We start from the raw sequence: 18,748 nt of genomic DNA on the forward strand, positions 1-18,748 counted from the left end.
TATCGATACGCGGCTCCGCCGCGATGGGGGTCCCCCGGGTTCGAGCGAAGCCGAGAACTTGGGGGAGCGATCAGCCCCCACCGGCCCGCAGACGAACCACAACCGCGACCGACCGCCGTTACAGCCGAGCGCAGCGGCATGGCAGGCTTGGGTCATGGCCGTGCAGATCAACCCCAGCATCCTGTCCGCCGACTTCGCGCGTCTCGCGGAGGAGGCCAAGGCGGTCCAGGGCGCCGACTGGCTCCACGTCGACGTCATGGACAACCACTTCGTCCCCAACCTCACGCTCGGCGTGCCGGTCGTGGAGTCCCTGGCCCGTGCGACGGACACCCCGCTGGACTGTCATCTGATGATCGAGGATCCCGACCGCTGGGCTCCTCAGTACGTCGAGGCGGGCGCCTCCTCCGTCACCTTCCATGTGGAGGCCGCGGCCGCACCCGTGCGGCTCGCCCGGGAGATCCGCGCGAAGGGCGCCCGTGCCTCGATGGCGCTCAAGCCGGCGACGCCGATCGAGCCGTTCGAGGACCTGCTGCCGGAACTCGACATGCTGCTGATCATGACGGTCGAGCCCGGCTTCGGCGGCCAGGCCTTCCTCGACATCATGCTGCCCAAGATCCGCCGCACCCGGGAGCTGATCGGCAAGCACGGCCTGCAGCTGTGGCTCCAGGTGGACGGCGGTGTCTCGGCGTCGACGATCGAGCGGTGCGCGGACGCGGGAGCGGACGTCTTCGTGGCCGGCTCGGCGGTCTACGGGGCCGAGGACCCGGCGGAGGCGGTGCGTGCCCTGCGCGCCCAGGCGGAGGCCGTTACGGCCAAGGCGTCCTGGGCATGCGACCACTGAGCCACGGATACGTGAACGGTTAAGTGAACGGCGCCCATCAGGGCAGATCAGTCGCCCCGAATCTGCAAGGATGAACGGCGAATCCAGAGTGTGAACAGCAGTGAGGAGATCGCCGTGTCGGGTATGTCGGCGGGCCGGTCAGCCATGCGGATGGGACCCGCTGAGCTGGTTCAGGCGGCGGCCATGGCCCGCCGCTTCTACCTTGAGGGGAAGTCCAAGATCCAGATCGCCGAGGAGTTCGGTGTCAGCCGCTTCAAGGTGGCCCGGGTCCTGGAGACGGCCCTCGAACGGGATCTCGTGCGCATCGAGATCCGCGTGCCGGCCGAGCTGGACGCCGAGCGCTCCGACGCGCTCCGCGCCCGCTACGGCCTGAGGCACGCCGTCGTGGTCGAGTCCCCGGCCGAGGCCGAGGAGACCCCCGACCCCGAGAACCTCGGCGAGGTCGCCGCCGACCTGCTCGGCGAGCTCGTCAACGAGGGAGACGTGCTGGGACTGGCCTGGGGCCGGTCCACCATCCACATGGCGGCGGCGCTCGACCGGCTGCCGCCGTGCACGGTGGTGCAGCTGACGGGCGTGTACGACGCCGGGACCGCCGAGCGCGGATCGGTGGAGGCCGTGCGCCGCGCGGCCCAGGTGTCGGGCGGGGACGCGCACCCCATCTACGCGCCGATGCTGCTGCCGGACGCGGCCACCGCGGCGGCGCTGCGCAACCAGACGGGGATCGCCCGGGCCTTCGAGTACTTCGACAAGGTCACGGTCGCCTGTGTCTCCATCGGCTCCTGGGAGCCGGGCATCTCGACCGTGCACGACATGCTCAGCGACGAGGAGCGGGCGCACTACGCCTCGCTCGGTGTCGCCGCGGAGATGTCGGCGCACCTCTTCGACGCCGAGGGGCGCCGGATCGGGCGGGACCTGGGGGAGCGGTGCATCACGGTCAAGGCCGATCAGCTGCGCCGTATCCCGGAGGTCGTGGCGATCGCGGGCGGGCAGCGCAAGGCGGCCGCGATCGACGCGGTGCTGCGGTCCGGGCTGGTCACCAGCCTGGTCACGGACACCTCGGCCGCGGACTACCTGATGACGGCGGGCCCGACCCCGAAGCCGGCCCTGAGCCGGGCGGACCCGGACGGCCTCTGACCGGCAGCGTGCGGCTCCGGCCGCGCCCGACCGGTTCCGGTCGGCTCACGGCCGGCTCCGGCCGTTCGCGACGCGTCCTGACCGGCGCCGACGGGTGTCAGCGGGGCCCGCGGGTTTCCGGCGGGCCGTGCCCGGCTCCGCCCCCGGCTCCGGCCCGGCTTCGCGTGGCCCCAGCTGGTCCGGGCGGGCCCTGGCCGGTCCTGGCGGGCCTCGTCCGGCTCGCGGTGCGCCCAGGTGAACTCGGTGGGCCGCGGTGGCTGCCGGTCGCGGGTCGTGGGTTCGTGATGGCGGGCGGTCGTGGCAGCATCGGCGGCATGTCGCTGCGGTTCGTCCCCCCACCTGCCCGGCGGTCGGTGGCCCGGCTGTTCGCCGGGTTGCTGGTCGTCCTTGCCGTCCTGCTGACGGGATGCTCGTCGCACACGAGCACCGGCACCGGCACCGGCACCGGCAAGAGTGCCGGTCTCGCCTCGCGTGCCACTGCTTCCACCCCGGCCTGGGCCAAGGGCATGGGCACTGTCCAGGCGTCCGCGCTGCCTGCCGAGGCCCGGCAGACCCTCGCCCTCATCGACCAGGGCGGCCCCTTTCCCTATGCCCGCGACGGCGTCGTCTTCGGGAACCACGAGGGGCATCTGCCGAGGCACCAGCGCGGCTACTACCACGAGTACACCGTCAAGACGCCCGGCTCGCGCGATCGTGGCGCCCGGCGCATCATCACCGGCAAGGCCGGGGAGATCTACTACACGGATGATCACTACAACTCGTTCCGGGCGGTGCTGAGATGAGCGAAGACCTGGCGGGCCACCATACGGTCACGCTGGACCTCCACGGCGTGACCGACAAGGCCGGCCTGATGGACCGGGTCGCTCGCGCCCTGGCACTGCCCGACTGGTTCGGCCGCAACTGGGACGCGCTGGCGGACTCCCTCTCCGATCACACCGTCTGGCCCGAGGGCTCCGTCGAGCAGGGACTGCTGATCGTCGTACGCGGCTGGCAGCCGTACGCCGAGGCACAGCCGAAGGAGTGGCGGATCGCGCAGGACGTGTTCACCGAAGCGGTGGACCGGACACCCTCGCTCACCGTGGCCCTCGCCCTTGGACGATCCTCCTAGCTGATCGGCGGGGACCCTGGATGTTCTGTCGGGGCATGACAGAGCCCCCGACATGGGACAATGAAGTACGTGCTCTTTCCCCCCGGCACACCTGTCGGGGGGTCACCTCTGATCGACTGGGATGTGCAGCACGTGCGTTTCCTCAATGACATCCAGCCCGCGTACGACCTGACGTACGACGACGTGTTCATGGTGCCGAGCCGCTCCGCGGTCGGCTCGCGTCAGGGCGTGGACCTCAGCTCGCCGGACGGCACGGGCACCACCATCCCGCTCGTCGTCGCCAACATGACCGCCATCGCCGGCCGCCGCATGGCCGAGACCGTGGCCCGCCGCGGTGGCCTGGTGGTCATCCCGCAGGACATCCCGATCGACGTCGTCACCGACGTCGTCTCCTGGGTGAAGAGCCGCCACCTGGTGCTCGACACGCCGATCGTGCTGGCCCCGCACCAGACCGTCGCCGACGCGCTGGCCCTGCTGCCCAAGCGCGCCCACAACGCCGGTGTGGTCGTCGACGAGGACCAGCGGCCGATCGGTGTCGTCACCGACGCCGACCTCTCCGGCGTCGACCGCTTCACCCAGCTCGAAGTGGTCATGTCCAAGGACCTGCTGCTCCTCGACGCGGACATCGACCCCCGCGAGGCCTTCAACACCCTGGACCAGCACAACCGGCGCTACGCCCCCGCCGTCGACAAGGACGGCAGGCTGGCCGGCATCCTGACCCGCAAGGGCGCCCTGCGCGCCACGCTCTACACCCCGGCCGTGGACGCGAACGGCAAGCTGCGCATCGCTGCTGCCGTCGGCATCAACGGCGACGTCGCGGGCAAGGCCAAGCAGCTGCTTGACGCGGGCGTGGACACGCTCGTCATCGACACCGCGCACGGCCACCAGGAGTCCATGATCACCGCGATCAAGGTGGTGCGCGCGCTCGACCCGCACGTGCCGATCGCGGCGGGCAACATCGTCTCCGCCGAGGGCGTCAAGGACCTGATCGACGCCGGCGCGGACATCGTCAAGGTCGGTGTGGGCCCCGGCGCCATGTGCACCACGCGCATGATGACCGGCGTGGGCCGGCCGCAGTTCTCCGCGGTCCTGGAGTGCGCCGCCGAGGCGAGGAAGTACGGGAAGCACGTGTGGGCCGACGGCGGTGTCCGGCACCCGCGCGACGTGGCCATGGCCCTCGCGGCCGGTGCGTCCAACGTGATGGTCGGCTCCTGGTTCGCCGGCACCTACGAGTCCCCGGGCGACCTCCAGCACGACGCGAGCGGCCGCGCCTACAAGGAGTCGTTCGGCATGGCCTCCGCGCGCGCGGTGCGCAACCGCACGTCGGAGGAGTCGGCGTACGACCGCGCCCGCAAGGCGCTGTTCGAGGAGGGCATCTCCACCTCCCGCATGTTCCTCGACCCGGCCCGTCCGGGCGTCGAGGACCTGATCGACTCGATCATCGCGGGCGTCCGCTCCTCCTGCACCTACGCCGGCGCCGGCTCCCTGGAGGAGTTCGCCGAGAAGGCCATCGTCGGCATCCAGAGCGCCGCCGGCTACGCCGAGGGCAAGCCGCTGCACGCCAGCTGGACCTGACCGGCGAGACGTTTTTCCGCGTTCCGCGACGGCCCCCGTCCCTCCCACGCCAGGGAGGGGCGGGGGCCGTCGGCGTATCCGGAGGCCGCGTACTCACTTGTGGGCACAACGGTGCATATGAGGTCGCTGTGCAACAGTTCACAGCCCGTGCGCAACGATTTGGCGATCCGGTCCGATGAACGCAATGATTGTGCGGGGATACGCAAGGTTGCTGCATTACGTCCGTGAAGGTCCGCCTCATAGGGTGCTCGTCTGTACGTGGCGTGGCGGGGACCCCGCTCGGTGGGTTCCTGCCCGCGCAGGGCTGCTCTCGTTCCCCGCCCGCAAGACCGGCAGCGATAAGGAGCCAGCGCGTGCTCGACCAAGGCGCACCCCCGCACGACCGCACAGCGACCACCCCCGCGTCCCCGGGTCTCGCCGCACGCCTGATGCGGCGCAAGCCCGTGGAACGCCTGGTCGCGGAGGGCGGTCAGGGCGAGGGAGGCTCGCTGCGGCGCTCCCTCGGGCTGTGGCAGCTGACCATGATCAGCATCGGTGCCACGCTCGGCACCGGCATCTTCGTCGTCCTCGGCGAGGCCGTCCCCAAGGCGGGTCCGGCCGTCACCCTCGCCTTCGTGATCGCCGGTCTCACCGCGCTGTTCTCGGCCCTGTCCTACGCCGAGCTGGCGGGCACCATCCCGGTCTCCGGCTCCTCGTACTCGTACGCATACGCAACGATGGGCGAGCTGATCGCCTGGGTCTGCGGCTGGTGTCTGCTGCTGGAGTACGGCGTCTCGGTGGCCGCCGTGGCCGTCGGCTGGGGCCAGTACCTCAACGAGCTGCTGGACGGCACCCTGGGTGTCACCATCCCGGACGCCCTGTCGGCCCCGCCCGGCCAGGGCGGCATCTTCAATCTGCCCGCCCTGATCGTCGTCCTCCTCGGCATGGTGTTCCTGCTCGGCGGCGCCAAGGAGTCCGCGCGGGCCAACACCATCATGGTGAGCGTGAAGATCGCCGCGCTGATCCTCTTCTGCGCCATCGGCTTCATGGGCTTCAAGTCGGGCAACTACGCGAACTTCATGCCGCTCGGCATGGGGGGTGTCAGCGCGGCCGGCGCGACGCTGTTCTTCTCCTACATCGGCTTCGACGCTGCCTCCACCGCCGGTGAGGAGGCGAAGGACGCCCAGCGCGACCTGCCGCGCGCGATCATGCTGTCCCTGGTCATCGTGACTGCGCTGTACGTCCTCGTCGCGGCCGTCGCCGTGGGTGCCTGGCCGTGGAAGAAGTTCCAGGACTCCGAGGCCGCGCTCGCCCAGATCATGACGGACGTCACCGGACAGAGCTTCTGGGGCACGCTGCTCGCGTTCTGCGCGGTCATCGCCATTGCCAGCGTCGTACTGACGGTGCTCTACGGTCAGACCCGCATCCTGTTCGCGATGTCCCGGGACGGCCTGGTGCCCAAGGTGTTCGCCAAGGTCCACCCGAAGACCGGTGCCCCGCGGGCCAACACGATCATCGTGTCCGTGTTCTGCGGTGTCCTCGCCGCCGCGATCCCGCTGGGCCAGCTGGCCGACGCCACCAGCATCGGCACGCTGTTCGCCTTCGCGTTGGTCAACGTCGCCGTCGTGGTGCTGCGCCGGACCCGCCCGGCGATGCACCGCACCTTCCGCGTGCCCCTGTCGCCGGTGCTGCCCGCGCTGGGCTTCCTCTTCTGCGTGTGGATGATGGGCAGCCTGTCCATGGTCACCTGGATCGTGTTCGGTGTCTGGATGGCCGTCGGGCTCGTGTTCTACTTCGTATACGGCTATCGCCGTTCCCGTCTCGCGACCGGTGAGGCCCTCGCGGTGACGGCTCAGCAGTAAGCGACCGAACCGAAGAAGTGAACCACCCCCTGTGCTGAACGATCTCGACGAACGCATCGTGCACGCCCTCGCCGAGGACGCCCGCCGCTCCTACGCGGACATCGGGCAACTGGTCGGACTGTCCGCGCCCGCGGTGAAGCGGCGCGTGGACCGGCTGCGCGCCACCGGAGCGATCACCGGATTCACCGTCCGGGTGGATCCGGCGGCGCTCGGCTGGGAGACCGAGGGATACATCGAGATCTACTGCCGGCGCAACACCTCGCCGGAGACCATTCAGCGGGGGCTGGAGCGGTACCAGGAGGTCGTGGCCGCGTCCACCGTCACCGGGGACGCGGACGCGATCGCCCAGGTCTTCGCGTCCGACATGCGGCACTTCGAGCGGGTCCTCGAACGGATCGCCGGGGAACCGTTCGTGGAGCGGACCAAGTCGGTGCTGGTGCTGTCGCCGTTGCTGCGGCGCTTTTCCTCCGGGGCGCCGGGGTAGGGCGGATTCCCTCGGGGGGCTGCAGTCGAGCGTCCTGAAGGGGCGCGGGGAACTGCGCGACCAGCCACGAACAACCCGCAACCGGCAACGGCGAAGGCGCCCCGAGTTCTATTCCGCCGTCTTCCGCGCGAGCGCATTGTTGCCGATCGAGTTGTGCACGCTGAAGCTCACCGCGTCCGAGCGGTACCGGTCGTCCGACCACTCCACCGGGCGCCCCTCACGCGTCGTCGTCACCCGGCGCACCCGCAGCAGCGGACTCGTGCGGCGCACGCCCAGCAACTCGGCGTCCTGCGCGCCCGCCGCCACCGCGTCGATGATGTGCTCGCCGTACGCGAAGACCAGGCCCGTGTCGTCGTACAGGCGCTGGGTGACGGACGGGCAGTCCGGCTCGATGGACTCGACCGCGGGGGCGATCCAGTCGGCGTAGACCGTGCGCTCCAGCAGGACCGGTTCGCCGTCCAGGCCGCGGAGCCGCAGGACGTGCAACACCGGTGTGCCGAAGGCGAGTTGGAGGCGTACGGCGTCCTCTTGGGTCGCCGGGCGGTGCTCCTGTGCCACCACGTGGCCCGTGGCCTCGCGGCCCATCGCGCGGGCCCACTGGGCGAAGCTGCGCAGTTCCTCGAAGCTCTGGCTGCGGCGGCTGGCCAGGACCACCCGGCGGGCGCCCTGGCGGGAGCCGATCAGACCCTCGGCGGTCAGGGCCGCGACGGCCTGGCGGACCGTGCCGCGTGAGACACCGTAGTGCGCGGCCAGCTCCGACTCCGAGGGCAGCCGGCTGCCGACGGTGTACTCCTCGCGGTCGATGGCCCGCCGCAGCTCGTCGGCGATCTCCTCGTGGCGCGCGGTCATGCTTCCCCTCTGCGTAGGTCGCTGTGCACAGCGTGACCAGCCTAATCGACATTCCTTGGTGATCCGTGTCAGCCGGAACTGTGCAGGGAATCGGGGCTCGGTGTTTCGCCAGTGTTTACGGACCGGACACCCACGCCGGGCGTACTGAGGCCAACTTGTTCAGACAAGTTCCCCTCCGCTCCTCATGTGTCCCCCTGGAGAGACCGTGACCGTGTCCCTGCCGAGAAACGCCGTGCTCGGCGGTTCCCTCGCCGTCGTCGCCGCGCTCGCCCTCAGCGCCTGCGGCGCCGCCCCCGACAACGCGTCGACCACCACCAAGGACGGCAAGAGCGCCGCCACCGCCACCTCCGCCGCCGCCTTCGGCGGTATGGACGCCCTGGTCCAGGCGGCCAAGAAGGAGGGCACGCTGCACATCATCGCCGTGCCCCGCGACTGGGCGAACTACGGCGCGATCATCGACGGCTTCCAGAAGAAGTACGGCATCAAGATCGAGGACGAGAGCCCCGACGGCACCAGCCAGGACGAGATCAACGCCGTCACCTCCCGCAAGGGGCAGGACCGCGCCCCCGACGTGCTCGACCTGGGCAGCTCGTTCGCGCTGAGCGCCGCCCAGCAGGGCCTGCTCGCGCCGTACAAGGTGGCCTCGTACGGGGACATCCCCGAGGCCCAGAAGGACCCGCAGGCCCGCTGGTACAACGACTACGGCGGCTACATCTCCATCGGCTGCGACGACAAACGCGTCAAGGAGTGCCCGACCAGCTTCAAGGACCTGCTCAAGCCCGAGTACAAGGGCCAGGTCGCCCTCAACGGCAACCCCACCAAGTCCGGCTCCGCCTTCGGCGGCGTCTACGCGGCGGCCCTGGCGAACGGCGGCTCCTTCGACGACATCCAGCCCGGCCTGGACTTCTTCGCCAAGCTGAAGAAGAGCGGCAACTACACGCCCGTCGAGTCCACCCCGGCCACCGTCGAGAAGGGCGAGACGCCGATCTCCATCGACTGGGACTACCTCAACGCCGGGTACGCCGACGAGTTCCGGTCCAAGGGGCTCGACTGGAAGGTCGCCATCCCCACCGACGGCCAGTACGCCCAGTACTACTCCCAGGCCATCACCAAGGACGCCCCGCACCCGGCGGCCGCCCGCCTCTGGCAGGAGTACCTCTACAGCGCCGAGGGCCAGAACCTGTGGCTCAAGGGCTACGCCCGCCCGGCCCTGATGGCCGCCCTGCAGAAGGCAGGCACGCTGGACACGGCGGCCGCCGCCAAGCTGCCGAAGGTTACCGGCACGCCCTCCTTCCCGACCGAGGCCCAGCAGAGCAAGGCCAAGACGGTCATCGCGCAGGGCTGGGGGAAGGCCGTCTCCGGATGACCGCCGCCCTCACGCGCGCGGACGTGGCGCCCGTCGCTTCGGCGAAGCGGCGGCGCCGCGCCCCCGGCTGGCTGGCCGTCGTACCGCTGCTGGTCTTCGTCGCCATCGCCTTCGGCCTGCCCGCCCTGGCCATCGTCTACGGCGCCTTCTCGGTGCAGGGGCACTACGGCACACAGAACCTCACCGACTCGCTCCAGGGGCCGTACCTCACCGCCCTGCTCGGCAGCGTCAAGCTGTCCGCGACCGCCGCCGCGCTCGGCGCACTGCTCGGGCTGCCGCTCGCCCAGGCCGTGGTCTCCTCCCGCTCCCGCTGGCTGCGCGAGGCCGTACTGACCGCCTCCGGCGTCCTCGCCAACTTCGGCGGCGTCCCGCTGGCCTTCGCCTTCGTCGCCACCCTCGGCAACGCCGGCGTCCTGACCGTGCACCTCGGCCTGAAGGACGACGGCTGGGACCTCTACAGCTTCTGGGGCCTGGTCCTCGTCTACCTGTACTTCCTCATCCCGCTCATGGTCCTCACCATCACCCCCGCGCTGGACGGCCTGCGCACCCAGTGGCGCGAGGCAGCGCTCAACAACGGCGCCACCGGCGTGCAGTACTGGCGCCACGTGGCCCTGCCGGTGCTCGCGCCCTCGCTGCTCGGCGGGCTCGTGCTGCTCTTCGGCAGCGCCTTCGCCGCCTACGCCACCGCCGCCGCCATGGTCGGCAGCGCGGTCCCGCTGGTCACCCTGCAGATCGCCGACGCCCTGTCCGGCAACGTCCTCGTCGGCCAGGAGAACATCGCGCTCGCCCTCAGCCTCGACATGGTCCTGGTGGCCGGCGTGGTGATGGCCGTGTACCTGCCCCTGCAACGCCGGAGCGCCCGATGGCTCGACGCCTGACCCCGTGGCGCTGGGCCGTCCTCGGCCTGGCCGCCCTGTACTTCCTGGTGCCGCTCGGCGCGTCCGTGGTCTTCACCGTCGACGTGCCCGGCCAGGGCGTCTCCTTCGACGCCTACACCAAGATCCTGTCCACCGACGGCTTCGTCTCCAGCCTGCTGCTCTCGCTGGAGCTGGCCGCGGCCACCATCGCGGCCGTGCTGCTGCTGATGGTGCCCGCCATGGTCGCGCTCCGGCTCGGCGCGCCCCGGCTGCGGCCGGTGGTGGAGGTGGTCTGCTCACTGCCGCTGGTGGTACCGCCGATCGCGTTCGTCGCCGGGATCGTCACCGTGCTGAAGTGGGGCCCGGACCACCTGTCCCGGACCCCGCTGTTCGAGACGTTCGTCGCGATCCAGAACCCGAGCTTCCCGGTCGTGCTCGTCCTCGCCTACGTCGTGATGGCGCTGCCGTTCGTGTACCGGGCGCTGGACGCGGGCCTGCGCGCCATCGACGTACGCACGCTGGTCGAGGCCGCCCGCAGCTGCGGTGCCTCCTGGCCGCAGGCGCTGGTCCGGGCCGTGCTGCCGAACCTGCGCGGGGCCCTGCTCAACGCGGCCTTCCTCACGCTGGCCCTGGTGCTCGGCGAGTTCACCGTCGCCCAGCTGCTCGGCTACCAGCCCTTCGCCGTGTGGATCTACAACGTCGGCGGCTCGCAGGCCCAGATGTCCGTCGCCGTGTCCGTGCTCAGCCTGCTCGTCACCTGGGCCCTGCTCCTCGCGCTCGCCGGTGCCGGCGGCGGACGCAACCGAACCGCGAACTCCCGGGGATGACACACATCATGACCGCCACCACCCTTGAGAAGGCCACCGCGGAAAAGGCCGCGACCGTCGAATTCCGTTCCCTGCGGCGCGAGTTCGGGGCCACCGTCGCCCTCGACGGACTCGACCTGACCGTCCGCCCGGGAGAGTTCCTGGCCCTGCTCGGCCCCTCCGGCTGCGGCAAGACCACCGCGCTGCGCATGCTCGCCGGGTTCGAACACCCCGACTCCGGCGCCGTACTGGTGGACGGCGAGGACGTCACCCACGTCCCGGCCCACCGCCGTGACGCCGGCATGGTCTTCCAGTCGTACAGCCTCTTCCCGCATCTGAACGCCGTCGACAACGTCGCCTTCGGGCTGCGCATGCGCGGCGTCCGTACGGCCGAACGGCGAGCTCGTGCCGCCGAGTTGCTGGAGCTGGTCGGTCTCGCCGACAAGGGCGAGCGCTATCCGCACCAGCTCTCCGGCGGCCAGCAGCAGCGCATCGCGTTGGCCCGCGCCCTCGCGCTGCGCCCACGCGTGCTGCTCCTGGACGAGCCGCTGTCCGCCCTCGACGCCAAGGTCCGGCTCACCCTGCGCGAGGAGATCCGCCGCCTGCAGCAGGAACTCGGCATCACCACACTGTTCGTGACGCACGATCAGGAGGAGGCCCTGTCGGTCGCCGACCGGGTCGCCGTGATGCGTGCCGGCCGCCTCGAACAGTGCGCCGAACCCGCCGAGCTGTACGGCCGCCCCGCCACCGCCTTCGTCGCCGAGTTCGTCGGCACGATGAGCCGGATCCCGGGCGAGCTGTCGGGCGGCACGGTCCGGGTGCTCGGGCAGCGACTGCCCGCCGACGGCGCGGTGCCGGACGGCCCGGTGGACGTGCTGGTGCGGCCCGAGGCCGTCCAGGTGACGGCCGACGAGCAGGGCACCGCCCGCGTCGTCGCCACCGCCTTCCTCGGCGCGGTCGTCCGAGTCACCGTGCGGCTCGCCGACGGCACCGAGGCCAAGGCCGACCTGCCCGCGTACGAGGCCACCGGGATCGGCGCCGGAGCCGCCGTCGCCGTGTCGCTGCCCGAGCGGCCGGTGCTGGTGGCCGAACGTATCCAGAAGTGAGGAACCACCCGAACATGCCCCCCCACACCGCCCCGCAGGCGGTTCTGTTCGACATGGACGGCACGCTCGTAGACACCGAGCGGCTGTGGTGGGAGGCGGTCGAGCAGATCGCCGGACGCCCGCTGACCGAGGCCGACCAGCCGGACGTGCTCGGCCGCGCGGTCGAGCACACCGCCGACTGGCTCGCCGCGGCCACCGGCCGGCCGGACGCCGAGCTCGCCGCCGAGCTGCACCGCGAGTTCGCCGACCGCGTCCGCACCGGCATCGTGCCCCGCCCCGGCGCCCTGGACCTGCTGGCCGCGCTGGCCGCCGCCGGCATCCCGACCGCGCTGGTCACCGCGTCCCCGCGCGCGGTCGCCGACGTCGTCCTCGACGCCCTGGGCGCCGACCGGTTCGCGGCCTCCGTCACCGCCGACGACACCGACCGCACCAAGCCCGCCCCCGACCCCTACCTGGCCGCCTGCCGTGCCCTCGGCGTCGACCCCGCCGGCTGCGTGGCCGTCGAGGACACCGAGACCGGGGTCGCCTCCGCCGAGGCCGCCGGCTGCGCCGTCCTCGCCGTACCGTCCCTCGCCCCGATCGGCACGGCACCCGGCCGGACCGTACGGGAGAGCCTGGAGGGGGTGACGATCGAGGAGCTGCGGCGCATGGTCGCGCCCGGACTGCGGGTCATGAGCTGGAACCTGTGGCTCGGCGGCAGCAAGGTCGACGACCACCGGGCCAAGCAGCTCAAGGTCATCCTGGACAGCGGCGCCGACGTGGTCGGCCTCCAGGAGACGGGCGGTACGGCCGCCCAGGAGCTGGCCGAGGCCCTCGGCTGGCACCACCACCGGGCCGGCGAGAATCTCGGCGTCATCAGCCGCCACCCCATCACCGCCCGCTTCGGCGACCCGAACGTCGGCTTCTACGGCGCGGCGGGCGTCCGGGTCGCCGTGGCGTCCGGCCGCGAGGTCGATGTGTGGACCGCGCATCTGCACTACACGCCGTACGGGCCCTACGAGTCCGCTTTCGACGGGCTGCCGGCGGCCGAGCTGATCGCCCACGAGGAGGTCCGGCTCACACAGATGCGGGACGCGCTCCGCCGGATCGCCGAGTCGTCCGCCGACGGCGTCCCGGTCGTCCTGGTCGGCGACTTCAACTGCCCCTCCCACCTGGACTGGCCGGACGTGGCCTGGCCGGTGACGAGGGCCGCCGAGGACGCGGGCTTCGCCGACTCCTATCGCGAGGCCCACCCGGACCCCGCCGCCGCACCCGGGCACACCTGGTCGCCGATCCACCCCGTGCACGAGGACGGCAGCGGGCGGCCCGAGCCGCAGGACCGGATCGACTACGTCCTGCACCGGGGCCTGACCGTGCGGGACGCGCGCACCCTCGTCACCGGCAGCCCGCGCCCGTGGCCGGACGTGGCGGGCAACGACTGGCCCTCGGACCACGCGGCGGTCGTCACGACATTCGCCCTGCCCCTCGGGTGACCCGGTGCGGCGGGAGATCCGCTGCTTGTCACAGCCATGTACGGGAGCCGTGTCGGCCGCGACGCCCCGACTGCCCTCGGGGTCTCATGGAACAGCACGTCACCCGTACCTGCTGAAGGGGAATCGTGCGCGTCCAGAAGCTCTCGCTGCTCGCTGTCGCCGCCGTCGCCGGTCTGTCGCTCACCGCCTGCCAGGGCAGTGGCAGCGGCTCCTCGGACAAGAGTGACTCCCCGCTCCGAGCCGGAGCACCGGCGGCAACGGCGCCTCCGGCAGCGGCACCTCCTCCGGCACGGGTCCGGGCACCGCGACCGGAACAGACACCGGCACCGGCAGCGGTCAGTCCGGCTCACGCGGCGGTGGCACGGCCGTGGGCGGCGGCGCGGGCGCGTGCAAGACCTCCCAGCTCGCGTTCAGCACCTCCGGCGCCATGGCCGAGGGCGAGCTCATCGTCAACCTCAAGAACGCCGGCTCCGCCACCTGCACCCTCAAGGGCTTCCCCGGTGCCGACCTCAAGAGCAAGGACGGCACCGTCAGCGCCAAGCGGAGCACCCTCGCCCCCCGTGCCGGTCAGCGTCGAGCCGGGCGACGAGACCCGGTTCACCCTGCACTACCCGCCGAACACCTCCGGCGGCACCGGCGAGACCTTCACCAGCCTGATCGTCACGCCTCCCGACGAGACGCACTCCCACACCCTGGCCGTCGGCATCGACGTCCCGGTCACGGACGGCAGCGGCAGGACCATCACCGTCGACCCGGTCGGCACCAGGAAGTAGGACATCGAGACGGGGGGAGGGGAGGATGAAGCGCCGGTGGGAACGGTGATCGTCCCTGGGGCGCGCAACGAATCGCCGTTCCGCCCCGTCTCCACGCAACGATCCGCGCACCGGCGCGCAACGGCTCCTTCTTGTCCGGCCGAGTGCGCCGACCGTACCTTCTTCGTGGCCCCCCAAATCCCTCTCCGGTGAGGATCACGCATGCGCACCGCCCTGCTCCAGAGCTCCGGCCGCCCCGGCTCGATCGCCGAGAACCTCAAGGTCCTCGACGCCGCCGCGGGCCGGGCCGCCGCCGCGGGCGCCGCGCTGCTCGCCGCACCGGAGATGTTCCTGACCGGGTACGCCATCGGCGACGACATCGGCCGCCTCGCCGAGCCCGCCGACGGCGAGTCCGCCGACGCGATCGCCGATACCGCCGGCCGGCACGGCATCGCGATCGCCTACGGCTACCCCGAGCGCGCCGGCGAGACCGTCTACAACTCCGCCCAGCTGATCTCCGCCGACGGCACCCGGCTCGCGAACTACCGCAAGACCCACCTCTTCGGCTGCTTCGAGCGCGACCACTTCACCCCCGGTGAGCAGCCGGTCGTGCAGGCCGAGCTGAACGGCCTGACCGTCGGCCTGATGATCTGCTACGACGTCGAGTTCCCGGAGAACGTCCGCGCCCACGCCCTGGCCGGCACCGACCTCCTCGTCGTCCCGACCGCGCAGATGCACCCCTTCCAGTTCGTCGCCGAATCGATGATCCCGGTGCGCGCCTTCGAGAACCAGATGTACGTCGCCTACGTCAACCGGGTAGGCCACGAAGGGGAGTTCGAGTTCGTCGGACTCTCCACCCTCGCCGGTCCCGACGGCATCGCCCGCGCCCGGGCCGGCCGCGCCGAGCAGCTGGTCGTCGCCGACGCCGACCTTGCCTTCCTGGCCGCGTCCCGCGAGGCCAACCCGTACCTGAAGGACCGCCGCCCCGGTCTGTACGGGTCCCTGATCTGAAACCCCCGAACCTCCCCCTGAGTACTTTCGCGCAAGGAGTCCGTACCCCATGACGTCCACGGTGCCCAACGCCGTCGAGCACACCGACGGGCAGCAGCCGCCGATCACCATGTTCGGCCCGGACTTCCCCTACGCCTACGACGACTTCCTCGCCCACCCGGCGGGCCTCGGCCAGATACCCGCGACCGAGCACGGCACGGAGGTCGCGGTCATCGGCGGCGGTCTGTCCGGCATCGTGGCCGCCTACGAGCTGATGAAGATGGGCCTCAAGCCCGTCGTCTACGAGGCCGACCAGATCGGCGGCCGGCTGCGCACCGTCGGCTTCGAGGGCTGCGACGAGTCCCTCAACTGCGAGCTGGGCGCGATGCGCTTCCCGCCGTCCTCCACCGCCCTCCAGCACTACATCGACCTGGTCGGCCTGGAGACCAAGCCCTTCCCCAACCCCCTTGCCGAGGCCACGCCTTCGACCGTGGTCGACCTCAAGGGCGAGTCGCACTACGCCGAGACCGTCGACGACCTGCCCCAGGTCTACCGGGACGTCGCCGACGCCTGGAACAGGTGTCTCGAAGAGGGCGCCGACTTCTCGGACATGAACCGCGCCATGCGCGAGCGGGACGTGCCGCGCATCCGCGAGATCTGGGCGAAGCTCGTCGAGAAGCTCGACAACCAGACCTTCTACGGCTTCCTCTGCGACTCCGAGGCCTTCAAGTCCTTCCGGCACCGCGAGATCTTCGGCCAGGTCGGCTTCGGCACCGGCGGCTGGGACACCGACTTCCCGAACTCCATCCTGGAGATCCTGCGTGTCGTCTACACCGAGGCCGACGACCACCACCGCGGCATCGTCGGCGGCTCCCAGCAGCTGCCGCTGCGCCTGTGGGAGCGCGAGCCGGAGAAGATCGTCCACTGGCCGTACGGCACCTCGCTGAAGTCCCTGCACATGGGCGGGGAGCCCCGCCCGGCCGTGACCCGGCTGCACCGTACCGCCGGCAACCAGATCACGGTGACGGACGCGAACGGCGACATCCGCACCTACCGGGCGGCGATCTTCACCGCCCAGTCCTGGATGCTGCTGTCCAAGATCGCCTGCGACGACTCGCTCTTCCCGATCGACCACTGGACCGCCATCGAGCGCACCCACTACATGGAGTCCTCGAAGCTCTTCGTGCCTGTCGACCGGCCGTTCTGGCTGGACAAGGACGAGGAGACGGGCCGGGACGTCATGTCGATGACGCTCACCGACCGCATGACCCGCGGCACCTACCTGCTGGACGACGGCCCGGACAAGCCCGCCGTGATCTGCCTGTCCTACACCTGGTGCGACGACAGCCTGAAGTGGCTGCCGCTGTCCGCGAACGAGCGGATGGAGGTCATGCTGAAGTCGCTCGGTGAGATCTACCCCAAGGTCGACATCCGGAAGCACATCATCGGCAACCCGGTGACCGTCTCCTGGGAGAACGAGCCTTACTTCATGGGCGCGTTCAAGGCCAACCTGCCCGGCCACTACCGCTACCAGCGGCGCCTGTTCACCCACTTCATGCAGGACCGGCTGCCCGAGGACAAGCGGGGCATCTTCCTCGCCGGCGACGACATCTCCTGGACGGCGGGCTGGGCCGAGGGCGCCGTCCAGACCGCGCTGAACGCGGTCTGGGGCGTCATGCACCAGTTCGGCGGCGAGACCGACCCGGCCAACCCGGGCCCCGGTGACGCCTACGACGAGATCGCCCCTGTGGAGCTGCCCGAGGACTGAGCAGGAGAGCGAGCATGTACCAAGGCGTGGACGGCCGGCCTCAGAATCCGGCCGCCCGCGCCTTTTCAAACACCTCCGCGGCGGCATCCGTCAGCTCCTGGGCGTCCCGCGCGCTGCCCTGGAGGTCGATCAGGATCTCGTCCATGCCGAGCTCCGCGAACTCCACGAGGTCCGCCACGATCTGGTCGACACTGCCCTGGAAAGACCTGCGGTCGGCGCCCTCGTACGCCTTGGCCGTGCGGTCGGTGTTCACCCGCAGCACCGTCCGGATCGGCCGCGTACGGCCCCGCTCCTCGGCCAGCTCCCGCAGCTGCCGCCACTGGGCGCCGACCTGCTGCGCGCTGAAGCCCGCCGGCAGCCAGCCGTCGGCGTGGTCGACCAGCCGCCGGAACGCCCGCCGGTTGCCCGCGGCCAGCAGAACCGGGATCGGCCGGACGGGCTTGGGTCCGACCACGGCGGAGGCGATCTTCGTCAGGGTGCCGTCGTAGACGACCGGATCCGGGCCCCACACCGCCCGGCACACCTCGATGATCTCGTCCAGCGACTTGCCGCGCTCCTCGAAGGGCCGCACGGAGGAGGCCGCGTACTCGTCCAGGGACCAGCCGGTGCCGAGGCCCGCGAGCACCCGGCCGCCGCTCGCCGCGTCCAGCGAGGCGAGGGCCTTGGCCAGCTGGAACGGCACGTGCAGCGGTGCCACCAGGACGCTGGAGCCCAGCTCCGCCCGCTCGGTGGCCGACGCGGCCAGGGTGAGGGTGACCAGCGGGTCCGCCACGTTCCGGTACTGGTCCGGCCAGGGCACGCCGTCCATGCCGTACAGCCCCTGGGTGGCGGGCTCGGGGAACAGAGCCCGCTCGAAGACCCACAGGCTCGTGTAACCGATCCGCTCGGCGGCGCGGGCCACGTCGGGGACGTCCGTGCCGAGGGAGTACTGCCGCATCTGGGGAAGACCGAGACCGAGCCGCGTTGCCATGTCCGCTCCTTGTCGATGGGGTGCCGCACGTCAACGTACGGCGCGGACACGGCTCTTCCGGGGCGGCTCGCGTGGGGGTCGGTTTCGGCCAGTCCGGCCCGGGGTCAGATCAGTTCGGGGAGCGGGGTGAGGAGCATCCGGCCCGCGAGCCCCACGGCCGCGTCCAGCCGCTCGGTGAACTCCTCGGCGACCTCGCCGCAGTGGCGCAGCACCCACAGTGCCCGAGCCGCCGCCCAGGCCGCGTCCCGGGCCCGCTCCAGGCTCCAGGAACCCAGCAGATGGGTGAGCGGATCGGCGAGCTGGAGCAGGTCGGGGCCCGGCATCAGATCCTCGCGGATGCGCTCCTCCAGCGATACGAGGATCTCGCCCACACGGTCGAACTCGTCCTCCAGATCGGCCGGTTCGCAGCCGAGCGTGCGGCAGGTGTCCACCACGGCGAGCGCCAGGTCGTGCCCGACGTGCGCGTTGATGCCCGCCAGCGCGAACTGCAGCGGCCGTACCCCGGGATGGCGGCGGAGCTGGAAGAGAGGGCGCCAGCAGGCGGGTGGACGGCGGTCCGCCACGCTCGCATCGACCGCCGCCAGATAGCGCTCCGCGAACCGCACGTCCAGCGCGGTCGCCGCCCGCGGGTCCGGGAACTCCCCGCCGTCCAGACGCCGGTCGACCTCCTCGGTCACGGCGAGATAGACGCGGTTGAACACGGCGACCCCGTCGCGCTCGGGCAGGGCCGCGCCGATCGCGCGCATCCGGGCGACCACCGCGTCGACGGGAGTGGTGAAGCGTTCCAACTGCGCCATGGGGGAAGGGTCCCAGCCCCGGGCCGCCCGGC

Annotated in this window: 17 protein-coding genes and 1 pseudogene; 15 read left to right on the forward strand and 3 right to left on the reverse strand. The window is 71.3% G+C overall.

All coding sequences use genetic code 11. From position 1 onward, the window contains the following. Positions 1-154: 154 nt before the first annotated feature. The 7 genes from rpe (at position 155) to O1G22_RS34475 (ending at position 6,983) form a co-directional block, all read left to right on the forward strand. A complete protein-coding gene (gene rpe / locus O1G22_RS34445) occupies positions 155-841 on the forward strand; it encodes a ribulose-phosphate 3-epimerase (RefSeq protein ID WP_225101259.1) in 687 nt (228 codons plus the stop codon). Between the two features lie 90 nt (positions 842-931). After that, positions 932-1,975: a sugar-binding transcriptional regulator gene (locus tag O1G22_RS34450; protein ID WP_067046372.1), complete on the forward strand. Its 1,044-nt coding sequence runs from the start codon at positions 932-934 to the stop codon at positions 1,973-1,975. A gap of 314 nt (positions 1,976-2,289) precedes the next feature. After that, a complete protein-coding gene (locus O1G22_RS34455; protein ID WP_270084870.1) occupies positions 2,290-2,757 on the forward strand; it encodes a guanyl-specific ribonuclease in 468 nt (155 codons plus the stop codon). After that, positions 2,754-3,083 (forward strand): barstar family protein, encoded by a 330-nt coding sequence (locus tag O1G22_RS34460; RefSeq protein WP_270084871.1) that lies wholly within the window; start codon positions 2,754-2,756, stop codon positions 3,081-3,083. Before O1G22_RS34455 ends, O1G22_RS34460 begins: the two co-directional genes overlap by 4 nt. Before the next feature lie 132 nt (positions 3,084-3,215). Continuing rightward, positions 3,216-4,658, forward strand: a complete 1,443-nt coding sequence (locus O1G22_RS34465; RefSeq protein ID WP_270084872.1) for a GuaB1 family IMP dehydrogenase-related protein — start codon at positions 3,216-3,218, stop codon at positions 4,656-4,658. Between the two features lie 353 nt (positions 4,659-5,011). After that, positions 5,012-6,499 carry an amino acid permease gene (locus tag O1G22_RS34470; protein ID WP_270084873.1) on the forward strand — a complete coding sequence of 496 codons (1,488 nt, stop codon included), beginning with the start codon at positions 5,012-5,014 and terminating at the stop codon, positions 6,497-6,499. A gap of 31 nt (positions 6,500-6,530) precedes the next feature. Next, positions 6,531-6,983 (forward strand): Lrp/AsnC family transcriptional regulator, encoded by a 453-nt coding sequence (locus tag O1G22_RS34475; protein WP_023552128.1) that lies wholly within the window; start codon positions 6,531-6,533, stop codon positions 6,981-6,983. Between the two features lie 108 nt (positions 6,984-7,091). Here O1G22_RS34475 and O1G22_RS34480 read toward each other — a convergent pair whose 3' ends face one another. After that, on the reverse strand, positions 7,092-7,832 hold the full coding sequence (locus O1G22_RS34480; RefSeq protein ID WP_270084874.1) for a GntR family transcriptional regulator: 741 nt from the start codon (positions 7,830-7,832) through the stop codon (positions 7,092-7,094). A 205-nt stretch (positions 7,833-8,037) separates the two neighbouring features. Here O1G22_RS34480 and O1G22_RS34485 point away from each other — a divergent pair, with 205 nt between their 5' ends. The 8 genes and pseudogenes from O1G22_RS34485 to O1G22_RS34520 all read left to right on the forward strand — a co-directional run bounded on the left by O1G22_RS34485 (position 8,038) and on the right by O1G22_RS34520 (position 16,949). Continuing rightward, entirely contained in the window at positions 8,038-9,198 is a 1,161-nt protein-coding gene (locus O1G22_RS34485; protein ID WP_270084875.1) for an ABC transporter substrate-binding protein, read from the forward strand. Continuing rightward, positions 9,195-10,076 (forward strand): ABC transporter permease, encoded by an 882-nt coding sequence (locus O1G22_RS34490; RefSeq protein ID WP_270084876.1) that lies wholly within the window; start codon positions 9,195-9,197, stop codon positions 10,074-10,076. The genes O1G22_RS34485 and O1G22_RS34490 overlap by 4 nt, the downstream gene beginning before the upstream one ends. After that, positions 10,061-10,882 carry an ABC transporter permease gene (locus tag O1G22_RS34495; RefSeq protein WP_225101249.1) on the forward strand — a complete coding sequence of 274 codons (822 nt, stop codon included), beginning with the start codon at positions 10,061-10,063 and terminating at the stop codon, positions 10,880-10,882. Before O1G22_RS34490 ends, O1G22_RS34495 begins: the two co-directional genes overlap by 16 nt. An 8-nt stretch (positions 10,883-10,890) precedes the next feature. Continuing rightward, complete coding sequence (locus O1G22_RS34500; RefSeq protein ID WP_270084877.1) at positions 10,891-11,967, forward strand: ABC transporter ATP-binding protein; 1,077 nt, start codon at positions 10,891-10,893, stop codon at positions 11,965-11,967. Between the two features lie 14 nt (positions 11,968-11,981). Next, positions 11,982-13,439, forward strand: a complete 1,458-nt coding sequence (locus O1G22_RS34505) for an HAD-IA family hydrolase (RefSeq protein ID WP_270084878.1) — start codon at positions 11,982-11,984, stop codon at positions 13,437-13,439. A gap of 427 nt (positions 13,440-13,866) precedes the next feature. Then, positions 13,867-14,212 (forward strand): annotated as a pseudogene (locus O1G22_RS34510) (DUF4232 domain-containing protein). 201 nt (positions 14,213-14,413) lie between these two features. Then, the gene (locus O1G22_RS34515; RefSeq protein ID WP_270084879.1) at positions 14,414-15,202 is read left to right on the forward strand and encodes a carbon-nitrogen hydrolase family protein; all 789 of its coding nucleotides are present in this window, start codon (positions 14,414-14,416) and stop codon (positions 15,200-15,202) included. Positions 15,203-15,251: 49 nt separating this feature from the next. After that, positions 15,252-16,949 (forward strand): flavin monoamine oxidase family protein, encoded by a 1,698-nt coding sequence (locus O1G22_RS34520; protein WP_270084880.1) that lies wholly within the window; start codon positions 15,252-15,254, stop codon positions 16,947-16,949. 40 nt (positions 16,950-16,989) lie between these two features. Here the strand turns inward: O1G22_RS34520 and O1G22_RS34525 are convergent, their stop codons facing one another. Further along, positions 16,990-17,919: an LLM class F420-dependent oxidoreductase gene (locus tag O1G22_RS34525; protein ID WP_270084881.1), complete on the reverse strand. Its 930-nt coding sequence runs from the start codon at positions 17,917-17,919 to the stop codon at positions 16,990-16,992. Between the two features lie 104 nt (positions 17,920-18,023). Continuing rightward, the gene (locus O1G22_RS34530) at positions 18,024-18,716 is read right to left on the reverse strand and encodes a DUF5995 family protein (protein ID WP_270084882.1); all 693 of its coding nucleotides are present in this window, start codon (positions 18,714-18,716) and stop codon (positions 18,024-18,026) included. Positions 18,717-18,748: the final 32 nt, after the last annotated feature.

It is taken from the genome of Streptomyces camelliae (assembly GCF_027625935.1).
Lineage (GTDB): Bacteria > Actinomycetota > Actinomycetes > Streptomycetales > Streptomycetaceae > Streptomyces > Streptomyces camelliae.